Raw genomic sequence first — 16,241 nt, 5'->3', positions numbered from 1 at the left:
CGCGCGCTCAGCCGGCGAGCGCTGCCCCGACGGCCGCGGCGTCGACCCTTCCGCGCTCGGCGATCACCACCAGCCGGGTACGACGGGGTTCGTCGGCGCGCCACGCCCGATCGTAGCTGGTGCGCACCCGCGCGCCGACCGCCTGCACCAGCAGCCGCATCGGCTTGCCGCGCACCGCGGCATAGCCTTTGACGCGCAGCACGTCGCGGTCGCGCGCGAAATGAGCGACGCGGTCGGCGAGCGCCGCGGGATCGTCGATCTCGCCCAGCTCGTGGACGAGGCTGTCGAAGTCGTCGTGCTCATGGTCGTCGAAGCCATCGTGATGCGACGGTCGCGCGGCGAGATCGTCCTCCGCCGCGGCGCCGAGCCCGAGGATCACGCCGGGGTCGATCGCGCCGTCGACCAGCGCGACCACTGGCACCGGCCGCGGCGCCTCCGCGAGCACGATCGCGCGCGCCGCCGCCACCGCGTCCGCGCCGGCGAGATCGGCCTTGGTGAGCAGCACCACGTCGGCGCAGGCGAGCTGGTCCTCGAACACCTCGGCGAGCGGCGTGTCATGGTCCACCTCGGCGTCGGCGGCGCGCTGGGCGGCGACCGCCGCGGGATCGGGCGCGAAGCGGCCGGCGGCGACCGCCTCGGCGTCGGCCAGCGCGATCACGCCGTCGACCGTCACGCGCGAGCGGATCGCGGGCCAGTCGAACGCCTTTAGTAGTGGCTTGGGCAGCGCCAGCCCCGAGGTCTCGATCAGGATATGGTCGGCGCGCGGCTCGAGCGCGAGCAGACGCTCGATCGTCGGGATGAAATCGTCCGCCACGGTGCAGCAGATGCAGCCGTTGGCGAGCTCGACGATATTCTCCGCCGGGCAGTCGGGGATGGCGCAATGCTCGAGGATCGCGCCGTCGACGCCCAGCGTGCCGAACTCGTTGACGACGACGGCGAGCCGCCGCCCGCCGGCGTGGCGGATGAGGTGGCTGATCAGCGTGGTCTTGCCCGCGCCGAGGAAGCCCGTGACGACGGTGACGGGAACCTTGGAAAGGTCGCGCAATGATGTTCCTTCGGGGCGCCGCGACGGTGCGTGGACCGGGGCCGAAGGTCGGCCGGCGCGCACCACGGACGGGCGCCCGCCGTCGCCCGTGCCACGCGCCGCTGCGGCCCCGGCCGCATGGCTTCGTCGCTCAGACGGAACACCGTGCCCGGCCATCCCCTGGACCAAAGGCAAGAGCGACCCTGCGCCGGCAGGTATCCTGGCTCGCGGGTCGTCGCTCCCGGCACGGCCTTCCCGGGACGGGGCGAACCCCGCGCTCCAGTGACCGCCCCCTGTTGGAACAGGAGGCACGTGCCGCTCGCTCGCCGCTCACAGTTGCAGGGACAGCCGCGGAGTCGGGGAGTGATCCCCTCACCGCATTCCCATTTGAGCCCCTCGTCGGGGCACCGGCGCGATCGTGGGGCCGGCAACCGGCCCCGCCGCGCGGCCTAGCCGATCACCGCGCGGCTGCCAAGCGCGTCAGCGCGCGACGCGCACCGCGAGAGCGGCGGTGCCGAGCGCGACCGCGTCCTCCACCGCCCCGGTCGCGGTCTGGCCGTAGCGACGCAGCGCCGCCATGCGCGCGTGGAAGGTGAGGTACGATGCGCCCGCCGCGACGCCGGCACCGAGTAGCGCGGCGAGCGCGCGCCGTTTCCTGGGCGCGAGACTGGCGGCGGCGAAGGCGCCGGTGGCGACGCGCGCGACCATGCCGGGGAGGATGATGCGATCGGGCGCGGTCTTCATCTTGTCCCCGGCGAGCTCGCCCGCGGCGAGTGCCAGCGTGCCGGCGGAGACGAGCGGGTGCGCGAGCAGGGCGGGGGCGTCGTTGTCGCGCGGCAGCTCGCCCGCGCGCGCGGCGTTGGCGACGGTGGCGAGCGGGGTCATCGCGCGCATGCCCGAGACGGCGGCGATCAACAGCGAGGCGAGCATGGCGGGTGGTCTCCGTTGCGGTGCGGCGACAACCGGCGGGGCGCGGGAGAGTTCAACGGGAGCGCGGTGTTCCTGCGCCCGCGGGAACCCAGGGCCACCGACGCCGCGCATGTTGCCCTGGGCTCCCGCCTTCGCAGGAGCGCGACCAGGCCTCAATAATCCAGCGGGTACAGTGCCGCCGCGATCTGGCGCTCCTCGGCGCGCAGCACGCCCCAGGCGCGCGCCGCGGCGCGGCTGTCCATCGCCTCCACGCCGATCCCGCGCGAGTCCAGCGCCGTGACCAGCGCCTTGGGCGCGCGGCGCAGCGTCGCGCCGGTGCCGAGCAGCACGAACTCGACCGGCGTGCCGAGCAGCGGCGCCAGCACCTCCTCGTCGAGCGCCTCGAGCGCGGGCGGCGTCCAGCTGTCGGCGCGGGTCGCGGTGAGCAGCAGCGCGGGATAGACGCCCATTGTGCCGTCGGGCGCGTCGACGCGATAGCCGCCCGCGCCGAAGCCGCGGACGAGCGGCCCGGGCGCCGGCCGCTCGCGGTCCATCCGCATCAGCTGCGCGGCCCGACGCGCTCGGCGTTCTCGATCCCGCCGCGCTTCGGCGTCGCGCCGCCCTCGGGCTCGGCGCGCAGGCCGAGCGAGATCAGCAGCGACGACGAGACGTAGATCGAGGAATAGGTGCCCACCACGATGCCCAGGATCATCGCCGCGGTGAAGCCGCGCAGCACGTGGCCGCCCAGGAAGAGCAGCGCCAGCAGCGCGAGCAGGATCGTCACCGAGGTCATCACCGTCCGGGGCAGCGTCTCGTTGACCGACAGGTTGATGATCTCGCGCATGTCCATCTTGCGATAGCGGCGCATGTTCTCGCGGATACGGTCGTCGATCACGATCTTGTCGTTGATCGAGTAACCGATGATCGTCAGCACCGCGGCGACGATGTTGAGATCGAACTCGAACCGCGTGATGGCGAAGAAGCCGAGCGTCATCAGCAGGTCGTGGACGATCGCGACGATCGTCGAGACGCCGAACTGCCACTCGAAGCGGAAGATCGCGAACAGGCCGATGCCCAGGATCGCCAGCACCACCGCGAGCACGCCCTTCTGGATGAGCTCGTCCGACACCTTCCCCGAGACGGTCGAGTAGCGGAGGAAGGTGCTGCCAGGGAATTTCGCGGCGAGCGCGCTCTCCACCTTGCGCACCGCGGCGTTGGTGGCGCCCTCGTCGCCGCCCTTCTGGACGGGCAGGCGGATCGTCAGCGTCTTGCCGTCGCCGATCGGCTGGATGTTGGCCTCGCCGAGCCGCTGCGAATCGACCAGCGCGCGCACCGCGTCGATCGCGGGCGGCTGCGCGAACTTCTCCTCGATCATCAGCCCGCCCTCGAAGTCGACGCCGAAGTTGAGGCCGCGATAGACGGTGAGGCCGACCGCGAGCACGCTGAGCAGCAGCGTCAGCGCGAAGGCGATGCCGCGCAGCCGGACGAAGTCGATGTTGGTGTCGTCGGGGACGAGCTTGAGCAGTTTCATATTACCTCGTCACCGCCTGTCGCGGGTGCCGTGCGAGTGTTCGATCACCGTGCCACCCTGCCGTCCCGGCGAACGCCGGGGTCCAGGTGGGCGACGTCGCGGTCGTGCCACGAAGGCCTTCCCCACTGGACCCCGGCGTGCGGCGGGGTGGTGCGGGGAGAAGGGGCCCCCGCGTGAGGGCGAAGCTGTACGAGATCATATGTTGATCGTCTTGGGCTTGTTGCGGCGCAGCCAGCCGGCGACGAGCATGCGCGTGAAGGTCACCGCGGTGAACACGCTGGTGGCGATGCCGATCAGCAGCACCACGGCGAAGCCCTTCACCGGGCCCGAGCCCAGCAGGAACATGATGATGCCCGAGATGGCGTGGGTCACGTTCGCCTCGAAGATCGTGCGGCTGGCCTCCTTATAGCCCAGCTCGACCGCCTGGACGACCCCGCGCCCGCGGTGGCGCTCCTCGCGGATGCGCTCGTTGATCAGCACGTTGGCGTCCACCGCGGTGCCGATCGTCAGCACGAAGCCGGCGATGCCCGGGAGCGTCAGCGTGCCGTTGATCAGCGCGAGCACGCCGAGGATGACGAACACGTTGATGACCACCGCGAGGTTCGCGTAGAAACCGAAGCGGCCGTAGGTGACGAGCATGAACGCCACCACCAGCGCCACCGCCACCGCGGAGGCGAGGATGCCGGCGCGGACCGAGTCGATGCCGAGATCGGGGCCGACGGTCGATTCCTCCACCACCTTGAGATCGACCGCGAGCTTGCCCGAGCGCAGCGCGATCGCCAGCTCATTGGCGCTGTCCACGGTGAAGCCGCCGCTGATCGAGGCGCGGCCGCCCAGGATCGGCTCGTTGATGTTGGGCGCCGAGATCACCTGATTGTCGATCACGATCGCGAACGGACGGCCGACATTCTCCCTGGTCGCCTGCGCGAAGCGGCGGCCACCCTGGCTGTCGAAGGTGATCGCCACCTGCGGCGCGTTGGTCTCTGGCGCGAACTCCTGCCGCGCGTCGCTGAGCATGTCGCCGGTGATGATCGCCTGACGCTTCACCGCGATCAGCGGCACCCCCTGCGGGTTGCCGGGATAGGGCAGGATCTGGTCGCCGGCGGGCGCCTGGCCCTTCACCAGCGCCTGGGGGTCGGCGTTGATGTCGACCAGCTTGAACTCGAGCTTGGCGGTCTTGCCGACCAGCGCCTTGAGCTGCTGCGGGTCCTGCAGGCCGGGGACCTGGACGACGATGCGGTTGGTGCCCTGGCCGATGATCGTGGGCTCGCGCGTGCCGAGCGCGTCGATGCGCTTGCGCACCACCTCGACCGTGTCGCTCATTGCGGTCTTGATCGCCTGGTCAAGCCCCGCCCTCGTGGGCGTCAGCACGAATCGGCTGGTGTCGACCACCTGGATGTCCCACTGGCGCTGCCCGGTCATGCCCGCGCCGGTGCCGGTGATCTGGAGCAGCCGCTCGCGCGCGGCGTCGACCTGGCTGGGGTCGCGCAGCAGGAAGGAGAGCTGGCCGTTGCGGCTGGAGATCTCGCCGATGTCGATGCGCGGCGTCTGGCGGCGCATCTCGGTCTGCACCTGCTCGCGCATCGCCTCGATCCGCGCCGCGGCGAGCCCGTTGGTGTCGGCCTCCAGCAGCAGGTAGCTGCCGCCGGCGAGATCGAGCCCGAGGTTGATCTGCGGCGGCTTGAAGCCGAGCCCCTGGGTGACCCGATCGGGGAGGAAGCTGGGCAGCGAGAGCGACACCAGCACCGCCAGTACGAGCCAGATGGCGGTCACTTTCCAGCGGGGAAAGTCCAGCATGTCAGTCGTTCGCCGGCTTGCCGCCGAGCGGCGTCACTTCCGCCAGCGTCGCCTTGACGACGCGGACCCGCGTGTTGGGCGCGATCTCGAGCTCGACGAAGCCGTCCTCCACCTTCGTGACGCGGCCGACCAGGCCGCCGGCGGTGACTACCGAGTCACCCTTCTTGACCGCGGCGATCGCGCCCTGGAGCGCCTTCATGCGGCTCTGCTGCGGGCGGATCATCAGGAAATAGAAGACGACGAACACCAGGAGGAGCGGCGCCAGGCTGATGAAGCCGGCGAGACCGCCGCCCTGGGCGGCGCCACCGGCCGTCTGCGCGTAAGCGGGAGGAATGAGCATCGGATTCCGTGCATGACATTGGGGCGGCCGAAGCCCGGCCGCACGAAGCCGCTGCCGCTATCATCGCCGGCGCGCTGGCGCAACATGGGCTCGCCCGGTCGCGGTCCGCGCCGGTCCACGACAGCAGGGCGGCGAGCCGCTTGCATTGCCCGGCGACCGCGCGTAGAGGCGCCCCCTCGGTCGGGGCGTAGCGCAGCCTGGTAGCGCATCACACTGGGGGTGTGGGGGTCGCAGGTTCGAATCCTGTCGCCCCGACCAAGAGATAAGCGTAACATCGATTAGCTCGCCGTGCTGGCAGCCGGCGCTCGGCGTGAGCTACTCGCGACGCGCCGCTGAGCCACGCCCGACTTACCCGAGCGTGATGCCCGTCGATCGGGCGGCATCGACAAGCCGCTCAACTGCTCGGACGGCGATGGCACGTTCACGAAGCCCGGGGCTGAAATCGCCTGATGGGTCAACCGGCATCCAGTGAATAGCACTCGCGAGTGTAGGCGCGAGGCAGACGGGCGCCCTGGCGCCTAGCTCGCCTCGATTGCCGCCACCTGGAGGTGGATCTCAGCGCACCTCGATCCGTGCGGCAGCGCCTTATAGTGGCGAATGGCGAGCGTCAGGAGCGTACTGGAACGGTTCGGTGACCGCACGCCACGTTCGAGCGACCAAGGTATCGCCTCTCGTCGATCACTGACGTGCGGATCCTACGCCATCTCCCCAAGGCATAGACTGGACGGCGGGCCGCGTCCCGAATCAGCGCTGCGCGCGGTGAGGATCGGCGAGATGTCGGGTGCCGCGTTGCACCCCGATATGCGATAGCCTATTCCGCTGCCGCGTTGTCGCCCGGCCATGGATAGGAAGTTCTCTTGGGTCTAGCAGACGCTATCAGCAGGACGATGTCGCCGCAGACGCGGCCGGGCGAGCTCAGCTCACAGGGCGTCGTCGACAAGTGGGCGGGGCTCGGCCTCGTGGCCGCCGGTGTACTCTTCGTGGTATTCACCTCGATCGGCGGCATCGTTCGAGGTGTGCTCGGGCCGATTGCCGCGCCGCTCATCTACCTACCTGCTTTGATCGCGATCCCCGCTCTCTTGGCCAACACGCTCGTGAGAGTGGGCGATCCCAGGACGTCCACGCCTACGATCGCCGTGCTCGTCTTTCTCGCGATAGAGATCGTCATCGCCAAGCTTCTGGGCCGTGCGACGAGCGCTATCGCCTATCAGCTCTACGTCTTCCTAGCCGGGCTGGTCATGATGGCCGCGACCCAGCGCGGCATGCATGAGCGCATCATCGCGGCTATGGTGCCGATGTTCTACGTGTCGGTTATCGGCGTCCTCCTGAATGTTTTCATCGACTTCCCCTGGAAGGACGCGTCGTTCGAGGTGATGGGAACCCAGCAGGGCGCTGCCCGAGAGTGGACCGCCGGCGGCGTCAAGCGCCTCGCAGGGTTCAGTCGCGCCAGCTACTTCGCCGCCGCATGCATTCTCATCGGCTATTGCGCGGCGGAGGCTCGGCTCAAGACGTTCGCGATGAAGGCTCTTTTCTGGGTCCTCGGGCTGGTTGCCATCCATCTGACGACGTCCAAGGCGCCGGAACTCGCGATGATCCTCCTGCCTGGGACGTATTTCCTTCTTGGGCGTCTGAAAGGCACCGGAGCCCCTAGGCGCAAGCTGATTGCCAACATCCACATGGCGTTCTGGATCGCTCTGATCTTCGCGGGTCCGCTCATGGCAGTGAGTTATGGCCGACAGCTGTTCCCTCGCGGTCCCGGCGTCGGGCCGAGCTATAGCTCCCTCGCCGATCGGGTTCTGACGACATGGCCGGATGCGCTCGCGCTCGTCAACTGGCGCGATCCGATCAGCTGGGTCGTCGGCCGTGGCCTCGGCGGCATCGGCGGCCCTCAGACGATCGCGGAGGTGGATCGGTATAATCCGGCCGACAACCTCGCTATCTATCTCTTCGTTATCTTCGGCCTCGGCGCCGTCCTGATAGCCTTCTTCATCTTTCGAGGCGGGCAGCGCGCGATCCAGTCCGATCGCAGCGGGCGCAGAGACTTCGCCATGATCATCGCGATGCTCGGCATCGGAGCCGCCTCGAACGTCGTCGAGAGCGTGTTCGCGATGATGGTTCTCGGCCTTGCCATAGCGAGGCAGCCGCCGCGTACGGCCAAGCAGGTCAGGCGGCGCCGGGCACACCGAGGCCGCTCCGACGAGATGGCGTCCGCCCAGGCCGGCATATGACCTTCACTGTCAGGTGACGGCTACTCACCGCCCGCGGCGCCTCGTCGGATGTCTCGGCGCGAGGCGCCTCGCGCGGCTGAGGAACCCGATCCGCGCTACCAGGGTGGTACAGGCTGGCGCAAAGGCCTCGAGGCGGCGGTGCGCCGCGGCAGCGGCGTCCTCCGTTCTCGTCGGAACACGTGCTGGGCGCACCGCTATATCACGGCGGCTATCGTCGCACTCACGGGACACGATCATCACCGGCTTCGTGGGGAGCACCCTGGCGTGCCGACTCGGCCCATCGCTCTGGCCGTGCCTCGCGCGTCGCTGATCGCGGATCGACCGGGCAGCTGGACCGGGTACCGCCCGCGCCAGTCACCATTCTAGGATGCTCCATAATGGCTTCGACTCACTTAGATCATGAAGCGTCGTTATTGACACTTGCCGAGCGATAGCCTCTCTCAAGACGCAGGCCGGGGGGCATGCCTTATGGTTGAGCGTCAAGCGTCGTCGGGCGACAGGACTGATAACATGCCGCGGTCCCGGCGTGAGCGTCTCCAGTATATTCAGGCGGCGCGAGTGGTGGCGATCTTTCTCGTCGTCCTTTCGCATACGCGGTTTCTATTTCCGCCGAGTGACGCCGTCTGGTCACCTGCGATGCTCGTGATCCTGCGCAGTATAAATCTGATCTTCATTTTCATCTCCGGTTTCCTATTTCAGTATCTATCGGCAAGTTTTCACTATCCGAGTTACCTGAGAAGCAAGGCTCGCAACGTAGTTGTGCCTTACCTGATATGCTCCATCCCCGCGCTTTTCATGTTTCTATCGGGCATGAAAGACATCAGCGAGACGGGCGCGCCTGCCTTCGTGGACTCTGCGACAGAGATCGCGCTGTTCCTGATTTTCACTGGCAATCACCTGACACCATATTGGTTTATCCCGGTGATGGTCATATTCTACATCTTCTCTCCCTTGTTCCTTGCCGTTGACAGACGGCCGCGCCTCTACCTTGCTCTGCCGCTCTTGTTCACGCTCTCGTTCGTATTGTCCCGGTCGCCGGGAGACGTGTCACCGATCCACAATGCCGTGTTCTACCTGCCCGTGTACCTCAGCGGTATGTGCGTAGGGCATTTCCGCGAGTGGGTGATGCCGCTTCTCGCGCGTTGGTATCCTTTACTGGCGACAGCGATCTTCCTGCCTCTGCTGGTCGATATGGGCGGCTTCGGAAGCGAGGGGATTTATCTCATCTCCAAGCTTATTTTCTGCCTGGCGGTACTTGGGTTGCTTTACCGATCGATCCGAGATCTGCCGCCGGTCGTCGGCCGCCTAGGTGATATGAGCTTCGGCGTGTTCTTTGTTCATCAATATGTGATCGCGGCGCTCGAGAAAGTTCAGGACAAGATCCCTCTCGCTCGGCTCAGCGGTGTGCTCGCGTTCGTCTTCGCCGCACTCGCCGTCACCGCGATCTCGTTAGCGATCGTGTGGGTGGTGCAGCTCGTCGCCAAGCATCACAGCCGTCAGCTTGTCGGCGCTTGATGGCGGCGGCGGCTCGTCCAGCGCGCGTTCGGCCGCGACCGAATGGACAAGCCGTGCATCGACGTCGAGGCGGTAGCGGCGATGGCATGATCGTGATCGTGGGGCCAGCCTCGACCAGATAGCCGTTGCGCGACTTGCACCTGGCCTCCGCCTGCCGCACCGGCGCTGCTTGACCGCGCGAGCGCGCGCGGCAGGATGACAGGCGAGAGCCGATCGTGTTCGGTGCGGGGGATATGATGCGGACGATCGGCCTGATCGGTGGGATGAGCTGGGAGAGTTCGGCGGAATATTACCGCCTGATCAACCAGGGCATCCGCGCTCGGCGCGGCCCCACCGCCTCGGCCTCCTGTCTGCTCTGGTCCTTCGACTTCGCCGAGATCGAGGCCCTGCAGCACCGCGGTGACTGGGACGGTCTCGCGGCGATGCTGGTCCAGGCGGCGCGGCGGCTCGAGGGGGCCGGCGCCGACATGCTGCTGCTCTGCACCAACACGATGCATCGAGTCGCGCCCGCCATCACGTCCGCCGTGTCGATCCCGCTGCTCCATATCGCCGATCCCACCGCCGAGCGGATCCGCGCGGCGGGACTGCGCACCGTCGGCCTGCTCGGCACCGCGTTCACGATGGAACAGGACTTCTACAGGGGGCGACTGAGCGAGCGGCATGGCCTCGAGGTGATCGTCCCCGACGCGACCGACCGCGCGACGGTGCACCGGGTGATCTACGAGGAACTGGTCGCCGGCACGGTCGCACCCGCCTCGCGCGCGGCATATCGCGCGATTATCGCTCGGATGGTGGAGGCGGGGGCGGAGGCGATCGTGCTCGGCTGCACCGAGATCATGCTGCTGGTGCGCCCGGAGGACAGCGCCGTCCCGCTGTTCGACACCACGGCGATCCATGCCGAGGCGGCGATCGACCGGGCCCTCGGCGGAGCGGAGGACAGGGTGCCATCGGCGGCGCGACCCGGCTATCGCGCCCGCGAAGGAGAATGACGGACGCCATGGCGACCATGATCTACGGCATCCCCAATTGTGACACGGTGAAGAAGGCGCGCACCTGGCTCGCCGATCACGCGGTCGCGCACCGCTTCCACGACTTCCGCAAGGACGGGCTCGACCCGGCGCTGCTCGACGCCTGGCTCGACCGGCTCGGCTGGGAGATGTTGCTCAACCGTGCGGGCACCACCTTCCGCAAGTTGCCGGAGGAGCAGCGCACCGGGCTCGACCGCGCGCGCGCCGCGGCGCTGATGCTGGCGCAGCCCGCGATGATCCGACGGCCCGTGCTGGTGCACGACGGCACCGTCGAGGTGGGCTTCAGGCCCGAGCGATATGGCGCCCTGTTCGAATGAGCCGTGTGCGCGCCCCTCGCTGGTATCGGCTGCTGATCGGCGCGCTGCTGCTCTGGGCGGCGCTCTCGGCCTATGCCTGCGTCGCGCAGCTGAGCGCGGGCGCGGGCGGGGCGGCCGACCCGGCGGACCGCGCGCTGCTCGCGTCGCTGCCGGGCTGGTACTGGCTAGACTATGCGGTGGCGAGCCTGGGGCTTCTCGTCGGCGCGCTCGCGCTGCTGCTGCGGCGCCGCCTCGCGGTGCCCACGCTGACCGTGTCGCTGCTGGCGGCGCTGATTCAGTTCGGCTGGCTGTTCGCGACCACCGACCTGCTCGCGCGGCGCGGCGCGGGGACGCTGTTCTTCCCGCTGATCATCCTGCTCGTCGGCGCCATCGCGCTGCAGCTCGCGCATCTTGCCGCGCGGCGCGGCTGGATCGGTTGAGCGCGCGGGAGTAGCAGGGCGCATGTCCACCACCTTCACGATCGACGCCGCCACCAGCCGCGCCACGCCCGTCGCCGCGCCGATGAAGCGCCTCACCGTGCCCGCGATCCGCCAGCGCAAGGCCGCCATCGCCGAGGGGGAGGGCGCGCCGCTGGTGATGCTCACCGCCTACACCGTGCGGATGGCGCAGCTGATGGACCCGCAATGCGACATGCTGCTGGTGGGCGACAGCCTGGGCCAGGTGATCTACGGCCTGCCCTCGACCGTGCCGGTCACGCTGGAGATGATGGCCGCGCACGCCGCCGCGGTGGTGCGCGGCAGCTATCACGCGCTGGTGGTCGTCGACATGCCGTTCGGCAGCTACGAGGCGTCGCCGCAGCAGGCCTTCGAGAGCGCGGCGCGACTGCTCAAGGAGAGCGGCGCGGCGGCGGTGAAGCTGGAGGGCGGCACCGCGATGGCACCCACCGTCGCCTTCCTCGCCGAGCGCGGCGTGCCCGTGATGGGTCATGTCGGGCTCACCCCGCAGGCGGTCAACGCGCTCGGCGGCTACGGCGCGCGCGGGCGCAGCGCGGCGGAGGCGGCCAAGATCGTGGGCGACGCGCGCGCGGTCGCCGAGGCGGGCGCCTTCGCGCTGGTGATCGAGGGCGTGGTCGAGCCGATCGCGGTCGAGATCACGGCGAGCGTCGCGGTGCCCACGATCGGCATCGGCGCCTCGGCCGAGTGCGACGGCCAGGTGCTCGTCGCCGAGGACATGCTCGGGCTGTTCGAGCGCACGCCGCGCTTCGTGAAGCGCTACGGCGACCTGGCGGGCTATGTCGCCGAGCGCGTCGCGACCTATGCCGAGGAGGTGCGCGCGCGCGCTTTCCCCGGCGCGGACCAGGTCTACGCGCCGAGGGACTGAGCCGGGACGAGGCGCTCGTCGCCGCCCTTTCATCTCGCCGGCCGAGTCGCTACAGCGCTGCGGTTCCCCATCAGCCCGGAGTGATCGGTGGCTCTGACGCCGCAAAACAATGAAGCGTTCCTGCGCGAGGTCGACGACGAGCTCCGTCGCGACCAGGCGATCCACGTGTGGAAGCGCTATGGCCGGGCGATCATCGCCGCCGTGGTGCTGGCGCTCGCCGCGCTCGCCGCCTTCCTGTTCTGGCAGCACCGCCGGACAGTCGCGGCCGAGCGCGAGGGCGAGCAGCTGCAGCAGGTGTTCGACTCGCTGGCCGCGCAGGACACCAAGGCCGCGTCCGCGCCGCTCGCCGCGCTGAGCGACTCGTCGCGCGACGGCTATCGCGCCGCCGCGCGCTTCACCCAGGCCGACGTGCTGCTGCAGAAGGACGACCTGCGCGGCGCCGCGGCGGCCTTCGCCAAGATCGCGGGCGACACCTCGCTGGCGCAGCCGTTCCGCGACCTCGCGACGATCCGCCAGACCAGCGCCGAGTTCGACCAGCTCCGGCCGCAGGTGATCGTCGAGCGGATGCGTCCCCTCGCGGTGACGGGCGGGGCGTGGCTGGGCAGCGCGGGCGAGCTGATGGCGGCAGCCTATCTGCGCGAGGGGCGGCGCGACCTGGCGTCGCAGACCTTCGCGCGCGTCGCCGCCGACCCGGGCGTGCCCAGTTCGCTGCGTCAACGTGCGGTTCAGATGGCGGGCGTACTGGAGACCAAGGCGCCCGCCGCGCCGGCCAAGAATGAAGGTGTGAGCAAGCGATGAGGACGAGGTTCGCGACCGGCGTGGCGATCGCCGCGCTGGTGGGGCTGAGCGGCTGCGGCATCTTCAAGAGCGCGCCCAAGAAGACGCCGACCGTGGGTCAGCGGGTGCCGATCCTCGTGTCGGAGAACCCGGCCGAGATCGACAAGGGGATGGCCGACGTTCAGGTGACGCTGCCGACCCCGGCCGCCAACGACGGCTGGACCCAGCCCGGCGGCAACGCCGCCAAGTCGATGGGGCACCTGCTGCTCGCCGCAACCCCGGCGAAGCGCTTCAGCGCGCAGATCGACGGCGGGAGCAACCGCGCGCGACTCGCCGCGATGCCGGTGATCGCCGAGAACAAATTGTTCGTGGTGGACGTCGACGGCGTGATCAACGCCTTCGCCGCCGATACCGGCGCCAAGCTGTGGACCCGCGCGATCACCGAGGGCGACGAGAACCGCGCGGCGCGCTTCGGCGGCGGCGTGAGCTACGACGACGCCAAGGTCTATGCGACCGACGGGCTGGGCGACGTGATCGCCGCCAACGCCGCCGACGGCGCGGTGCTGTGGCGCGCCAAGCCCGGCGGTCCGCTGCGCGGCGCGCCGACGATCGCCAACGGCCAGGTGTATGTGCTGAGCCAGGACAATCAGATCGTCGCGCTCAACCAGGCCGACGGGAAGGTGGTGTGGACCCAGACCGCCAGCCTCGAGACACAGGGCGTGTTCGGCGTCGCGGCGCCCGCGGCCAGCTCTGGCACGGTCGTGGCGGGCTTCTCGAGCGGCGAGCTCAACGCCTATCGCTACGAGAACGGCCGCTCGCTGTGGCAGGACGCGCTGTCGCGCACCTCGATCACCACCTCGGTGTCGAGCCTCGCCGACATCGACGCCGACCCGGTGATCGAGGACGGCCGCGTCTACTCGATCGGGCAGGGCGGTCGCATGATCGCGCTCGAGCTGGCCACCGGCCAGCGGCTGTGGGAGCAGAATCTCGCGGGCATCTCGACGCCGTGGATCGCGGGCGAGTGGATCTTCGTCGTCACCGACGACGCGCGGCTGGTGTGCCTGTCGCGTGGCAACGGCAAGATCCGCTGGATCAGCCAGCTGCGCGCCTACAAGAACGAGGAGAAGCGCTCGGACCCGTACAATTGGTTCGGGCCGGTGCTGGCGGGCGAGAGACTGTGGCTGACCAACTCGCGCGGCGAGCTGGTGGCGCTGTCGGTCGCCGACGGCAAGGTGCAGACCACGATCGCGGCGGGGGACAGCTTCTCGCTGCCGCCGATCGTCGCCAACCAGACGCTCTACACGCTCGACGAGAAGGGCGTGATCACCGCCTGGCGGTGAGCGGGGGACAGGCCTGTTGGCCCCGCCTGCGCGGTGTCATAGGCCTGTTGACCCCGCCCGCGCGGTGTCAAGGCGCTGCTATCGTCGCGGGGCGAATGCGGGTAGAGCGACCTCAACTCTCCTTCCCTTCAGGGTAGGGGGGGTGGAGCGTCGCCGCGAGCATATCACCCGAGGAAGCGCCCCACCCCAACCCGTCCCCCGAAGGGGAAGGGCACTCTCGCTCGAAGCGCTAGGTCCCACGCACATGTCCCGTCTCCCCACCGTCGCGATCGTCGGTCGCCCCAACGTCGGCAAGTCGACGCTGTTCAACCGCCTGGTCGGCAAGAAGCTGGCGCTGGTGGACGATCGCCCCGGCGTCACGCGCGACCGGCGCGAGGGCGACGCGCACCTGCTCGGGCTCGACTTCCGCGTCATCGACACCGCCGGCTATGAGGACGAGGACCCCGACACGCTCCCCGGCCGCATGCGACGCCAGACCCAGGCCGCGGTCGACGCCGCCGACGTCGCGCTCTTCATGGTCGACGCGCGCGCCGGCATCGTCCCGCTCGACGAGGAGATCGCGCGCTGGCTCCGCGGCGCCTCCACCCCGATCGTGCTGGTCGGCAACAAGGCCGAGGGGCGCGCCGCCGAGGCAGGGCTGATCGAGGCGCTGTCGCTGGGCTTCGGCGACCCGGTGGGCTTCTCCGCCGAGCATGGCGAGGGCGTCGCCGACCTGTTCGAGGCGCTGCTGCCACACCTCGAACCGCTCGGGCTCGAGGCGGACGACGACGATGGCGAGAGCCCCGACGCGCCGCTCAAGCTCGCCATCGTCGGCCGCCCCAACGCGGGGAAGTCGACCTTGGTCAACCGCATCCTCGGCGAGGACCGGATGATCACCGGCCCCGAGGCGGGGATCACGCGCGACTCGATCGCGATCGACTGGGTGTGGCACGGCCCCGACGGCGCGCGCGACGTCCGGCTGATCGACACCGCGGGCATGCGCAAGCGCGCCAAGGTGCAGGACAAGCTGGAGAAGCTCTCGGTCGCCGACGCGCTCCACGCGGTCGATTTCGCCGAGGTGGTGGTGCTGCTGCTCGACGCGACGCTGGGGCTGGAGTCGCAGGACCTGCGAATCGCCGACCGCGTCCTCGAGGAGGGGCGCGCGCTGGTGATCGCGCTCAACAAATGGGACGTCGCCGAGGACCCGTCCAAGCTGTTCAACGGCGTCCGCACCGCGCTCGACGAGGGGCTGGCGCAGGTGCGCGGCGTGCCCCTGCTGGCGGTGTCGGCGGCGACGGGCAAGGGGATCGACCAGCTGATCGGCGCCGCCTTCGCCACGCGCGAGGCCTGGTCGCGCCGCGTCGGCACCGGCGAGCTCAACCGCTGGTTCGAGCGCGCGATCGAGGCCAACCCGCCGCCGGCGCCGGGCGGCAAGCGCATCAAGCTGCGCTATCTCACCCAGGCCAAGACCCGACCGCCCGGTTTCGTGCTGTTCGGCACCCGGGTCGACGAGCTGCCGGTGAGCTACCAGCGCTATCTCATCAACGGCATCCGCCGCGATCTGGGGTTCGGCGCGGTGCCGGTGCGGCTGATGCTGCGCGCGCCCAAGAACCCGTTCGGCGGCAACTGACCGGACGCGGTTACGTCCTCTTTACCTCTGCGACGCTAAGTGCTTGCGCGCAAAAGAGGAGGCGGCGCGTGGCGGACGAGGCGGTGGAGTTGGTGGACCGGGCGGCGCTGGCTCGTGCGCGCGCCGAGCTGGGTGCCGGCTTCGCGCGGATCCTCGGTTATTTCCGCGAGGACGGCGTCAAGTCGCTGAGCGCGCTCGAGGACGCGATGCGCAAGGGCAATGCCGCGGCGATGGTGATCCCGGCGCACACGCTCAAGGGCGAGGCGCGCCAGTTCGGCGCCAACGTCCTCGCCGCGCTGGCGGAGAAGATCGAGGACCACGCGCGCGCCTGCGTCGAGCATCACGAGTCGCCGCAGGACGCGATCGAGGACGTCGTGGCGCTGCGCCCGCTGTTCCTGCGCACGCTGGCGCTGCTGGACGGCGAGGGCGCCGCTCCCGCCGCGGTGCGCCGCCCCGGCGGCTTCGGGCGACGCGTGGCCTGAGCCGACCGGCCGCGCGCGTTCTCC

16 protein-coding genes, 1 tRNA gene and 1 riboswitch are annotated in these 16,241 nt (G+C 69.6%); of the genes, 11 read left to right on the top strand and 6 right to left on the bottom strand.

What is annotated here, in order from left to right; all coding sequences use genetic code 11:
- Nucleotides 1–7: 7 nt before the first annotated feature.
- The 6 genes from cobW to yajC form a co-directional block, all read right to left on the bottom strand.
- Nucleotides 8–1,045 (bottom strand): cobalamin biosynthesis protein CobW, encoded by a 1,038-nt coding sequence (cobW, locus tag KZ813_RS04485; RefSeq protein ID WP_219753749.1) that lies wholly within the window; start codon nt 1,043–1,045, stop codon nt 8–10.
- Nucleotides 1,046–1,217: 172 nt separating this feature from the next.
- Nucleotides 1,218–1,446: riboswitch (cobalamin riboswitch) on the bottom strand.
- Nucleotides 1,447–1,504: 58 nt separating this feature from the next.
- Nucleotides 1,505–1,954, bottom strand: coding sequence for a DUF4126 family protein (locus tag KZ813_RS04480; RefSeq protein ID WP_219753748.1), 450 nt, complete (start codon nt 1,952–1,954; stop codon nt 1,505–1,507).
- A 152-nt stretch (nt 1,955–2,106) separates the two neighbouring features.
- Nucleotides 2,107–2,493, bottom strand: a complete 387-nt coding sequence (locus KZ813_RS04475; RefSeq protein WP_219753747.1) for an Mth938-like domain-containing protein — start codon at nt 2,491–2,493, stop codon at nt 2,107–2,109.
- On the bottom strand, nt 2,493–3,464 hold the full coding sequence (gene secF / locus KZ813_RS04470) for a protein translocase subunit SecF (protein ID WP_219753746.1): 972 nt from the start codon (nt 3,462–3,464) through the stop codon (nt 2,493–2,495). Before secF ends, KZ813_RS04475 begins: the two co-directional genes overlap by 1 nt.
- 195 nt (nt 3,465–3,659) lie before the next feature.
- Nucleotides 3,660–5,261 carry a protein translocase subunit SecD gene (gene secD, locus KZ813_RS04465; RefSeq protein WP_219753745.1) on the bottom strand — a complete coding sequence of 534 codons (1,602 nt, stop codon included), beginning with the start codon at nt 5,259–5,261 and terminating at the stop codon, nt 3,660–3,662.
- Between the two features lies 1 nt (nt 5,262).
- Nucleotides 5,263–5,601, bottom strand: coding sequence for a preprotein translocase subunit YajC (gene yajC / locus KZ813_RS04460; protein WP_219753744.1), 339 nt, complete (start codon nt 5,599–5,601; stop codon nt 5,263–5,265).
- A 181-nt stretch (nt 5,602–5,782) separates the two neighbouring features.
- Here yajC and KZ813_RS04455 point away from each other — a divergent pair.
- From KZ813_RS04455 to KZ813_RS04405, 11 genes are all read left to right on the top strand, one after another.
- Nucleotides 5,783–5,859, top strand: a tRNA-Pro gene (locus KZ813_RS04455).
- A 629-nt stretch (nt 5,860–6,488) separates the two neighbouring features.
- A complete protein-coding gene (locus KZ813_RS04450) occupies nt 6,489–7,829 on the top strand; it encodes a hypothetical protein (RefSeq protein ID WP_219753743.1) in 1,341 nt (446 codons plus the stop codon).
- 468 nt (nt 7,830–8,297) lie between these two features.
- Nucleotides 8,298–9,344 (top strand): acyltransferase, encoded by a 1,047-nt coding sequence (locus KZ813_RS04445; RefSeq protein ID WP_308461780.1) that lies wholly within the window; start codon nt 8,298–8,300, stop codon nt 9,342–9,344.
- Between the two features lie 236 nt (nt 9,345–9,580).
- Nucleotides 9,581–10,333, top strand: coding sequence for an aspartate/glutamate racemase family protein (locus tag KZ813_RS04440; RefSeq protein WP_219753741.1), 753 nt, complete (start codon nt 9,581–9,583; stop codon nt 10,331–10,333).
- Nucleotides 10,334–10,341: 8 nt separating this feature from the next.
- A complete protein-coding gene (locus KZ813_RS04435) occupies nt 10,342–10,689 on the top strand; it encodes an ArsC family reductase (RefSeq protein ID WP_219753740.1) in 348 nt (115 codons plus the stop codon).
- Nucleotides 10,686–11,108, top strand: a complete 423-nt coding sequence (locus KZ813_RS04430; protein WP_219753739.1) for a hypothetical protein — start codon at nt 10,686–10,688, stop codon at nt 11,106–11,108. Before KZ813_RS04435 ends, KZ813_RS04430 begins: the two co-directional genes overlap by 4 nt.
- Nucleotides 11,109–11,130: 22 nt before the next feature.
- The gene (panB, locus tag KZ813_RS04425) at nt 11,131–12,009 is read left to right on the top strand and encodes a 3-methyl-2-oxobutanoate hydroxymethyltransferase (protein WP_219753738.1); all 879 of its coding nucleotides are present in this window, start codon (nt 11,131–11,133) and stop codon (nt 12,007–12,009) included.
- An 87-nt stretch (nt 12,010–12,096) separates the two neighbouring features.
- Complete coding sequence (locus KZ813_RS04420) at nt 12,097–12,807, top strand: tetratricopeptide repeat protein (RefSeq protein ID WP_219753737.1); 711 nt, start codon at nt 12,097–12,099, stop codon at nt 12,805–12,807.
- Entirely contained in the window at nt 12,804–14,126 is a 1,323-nt protein-coding gene (locus tag KZ813_RS04415; protein ID WP_219753736.1) for a PQQ-like beta-propeller repeat protein, read from the top strand. Before KZ813_RS04420 ends, KZ813_RS04415 begins: the two co-directional genes overlap by 4 nt.
- Nucleotides 14,127–14,370: 244 nt before the next feature.
- Complete coding sequence (der, locus tag KZ813_RS04410; protein ID WP_219753735.1) at nt 14,371–15,735, top strand: ribosome biogenesis GTPase Der; 1,365 nt, start codon at nt 14,371–14,373, stop codon at nt 15,733–15,735.
- 68 nt (nt 15,736–15,803) lie between these two features.
- Complete coding sequence (locus KZ813_RS04405; RefSeq protein ID WP_219753734.1) at nt 15,804–16,217, top strand: Hpt domain-containing protein; 414 nt, start codon at nt 15,804–15,806, stop codon at nt 16,215–16,217.
- Nucleotides 16,218–16,241 lie beyond the last annotated feature (24 nt).

The sequence above is a fragment of the Sphingomonas folli genome, from assembly GCF_019429525.1.
GTDB lineage: Bacteria > Pseudomonadota > Alphaproteobacteria > Sphingomonadales > Sphingomonadaceae > Sphingomonas > Sphingomonas folii.
This window is presented reverse-complemented; position numbering and strand designations above follow the sequence as displayed.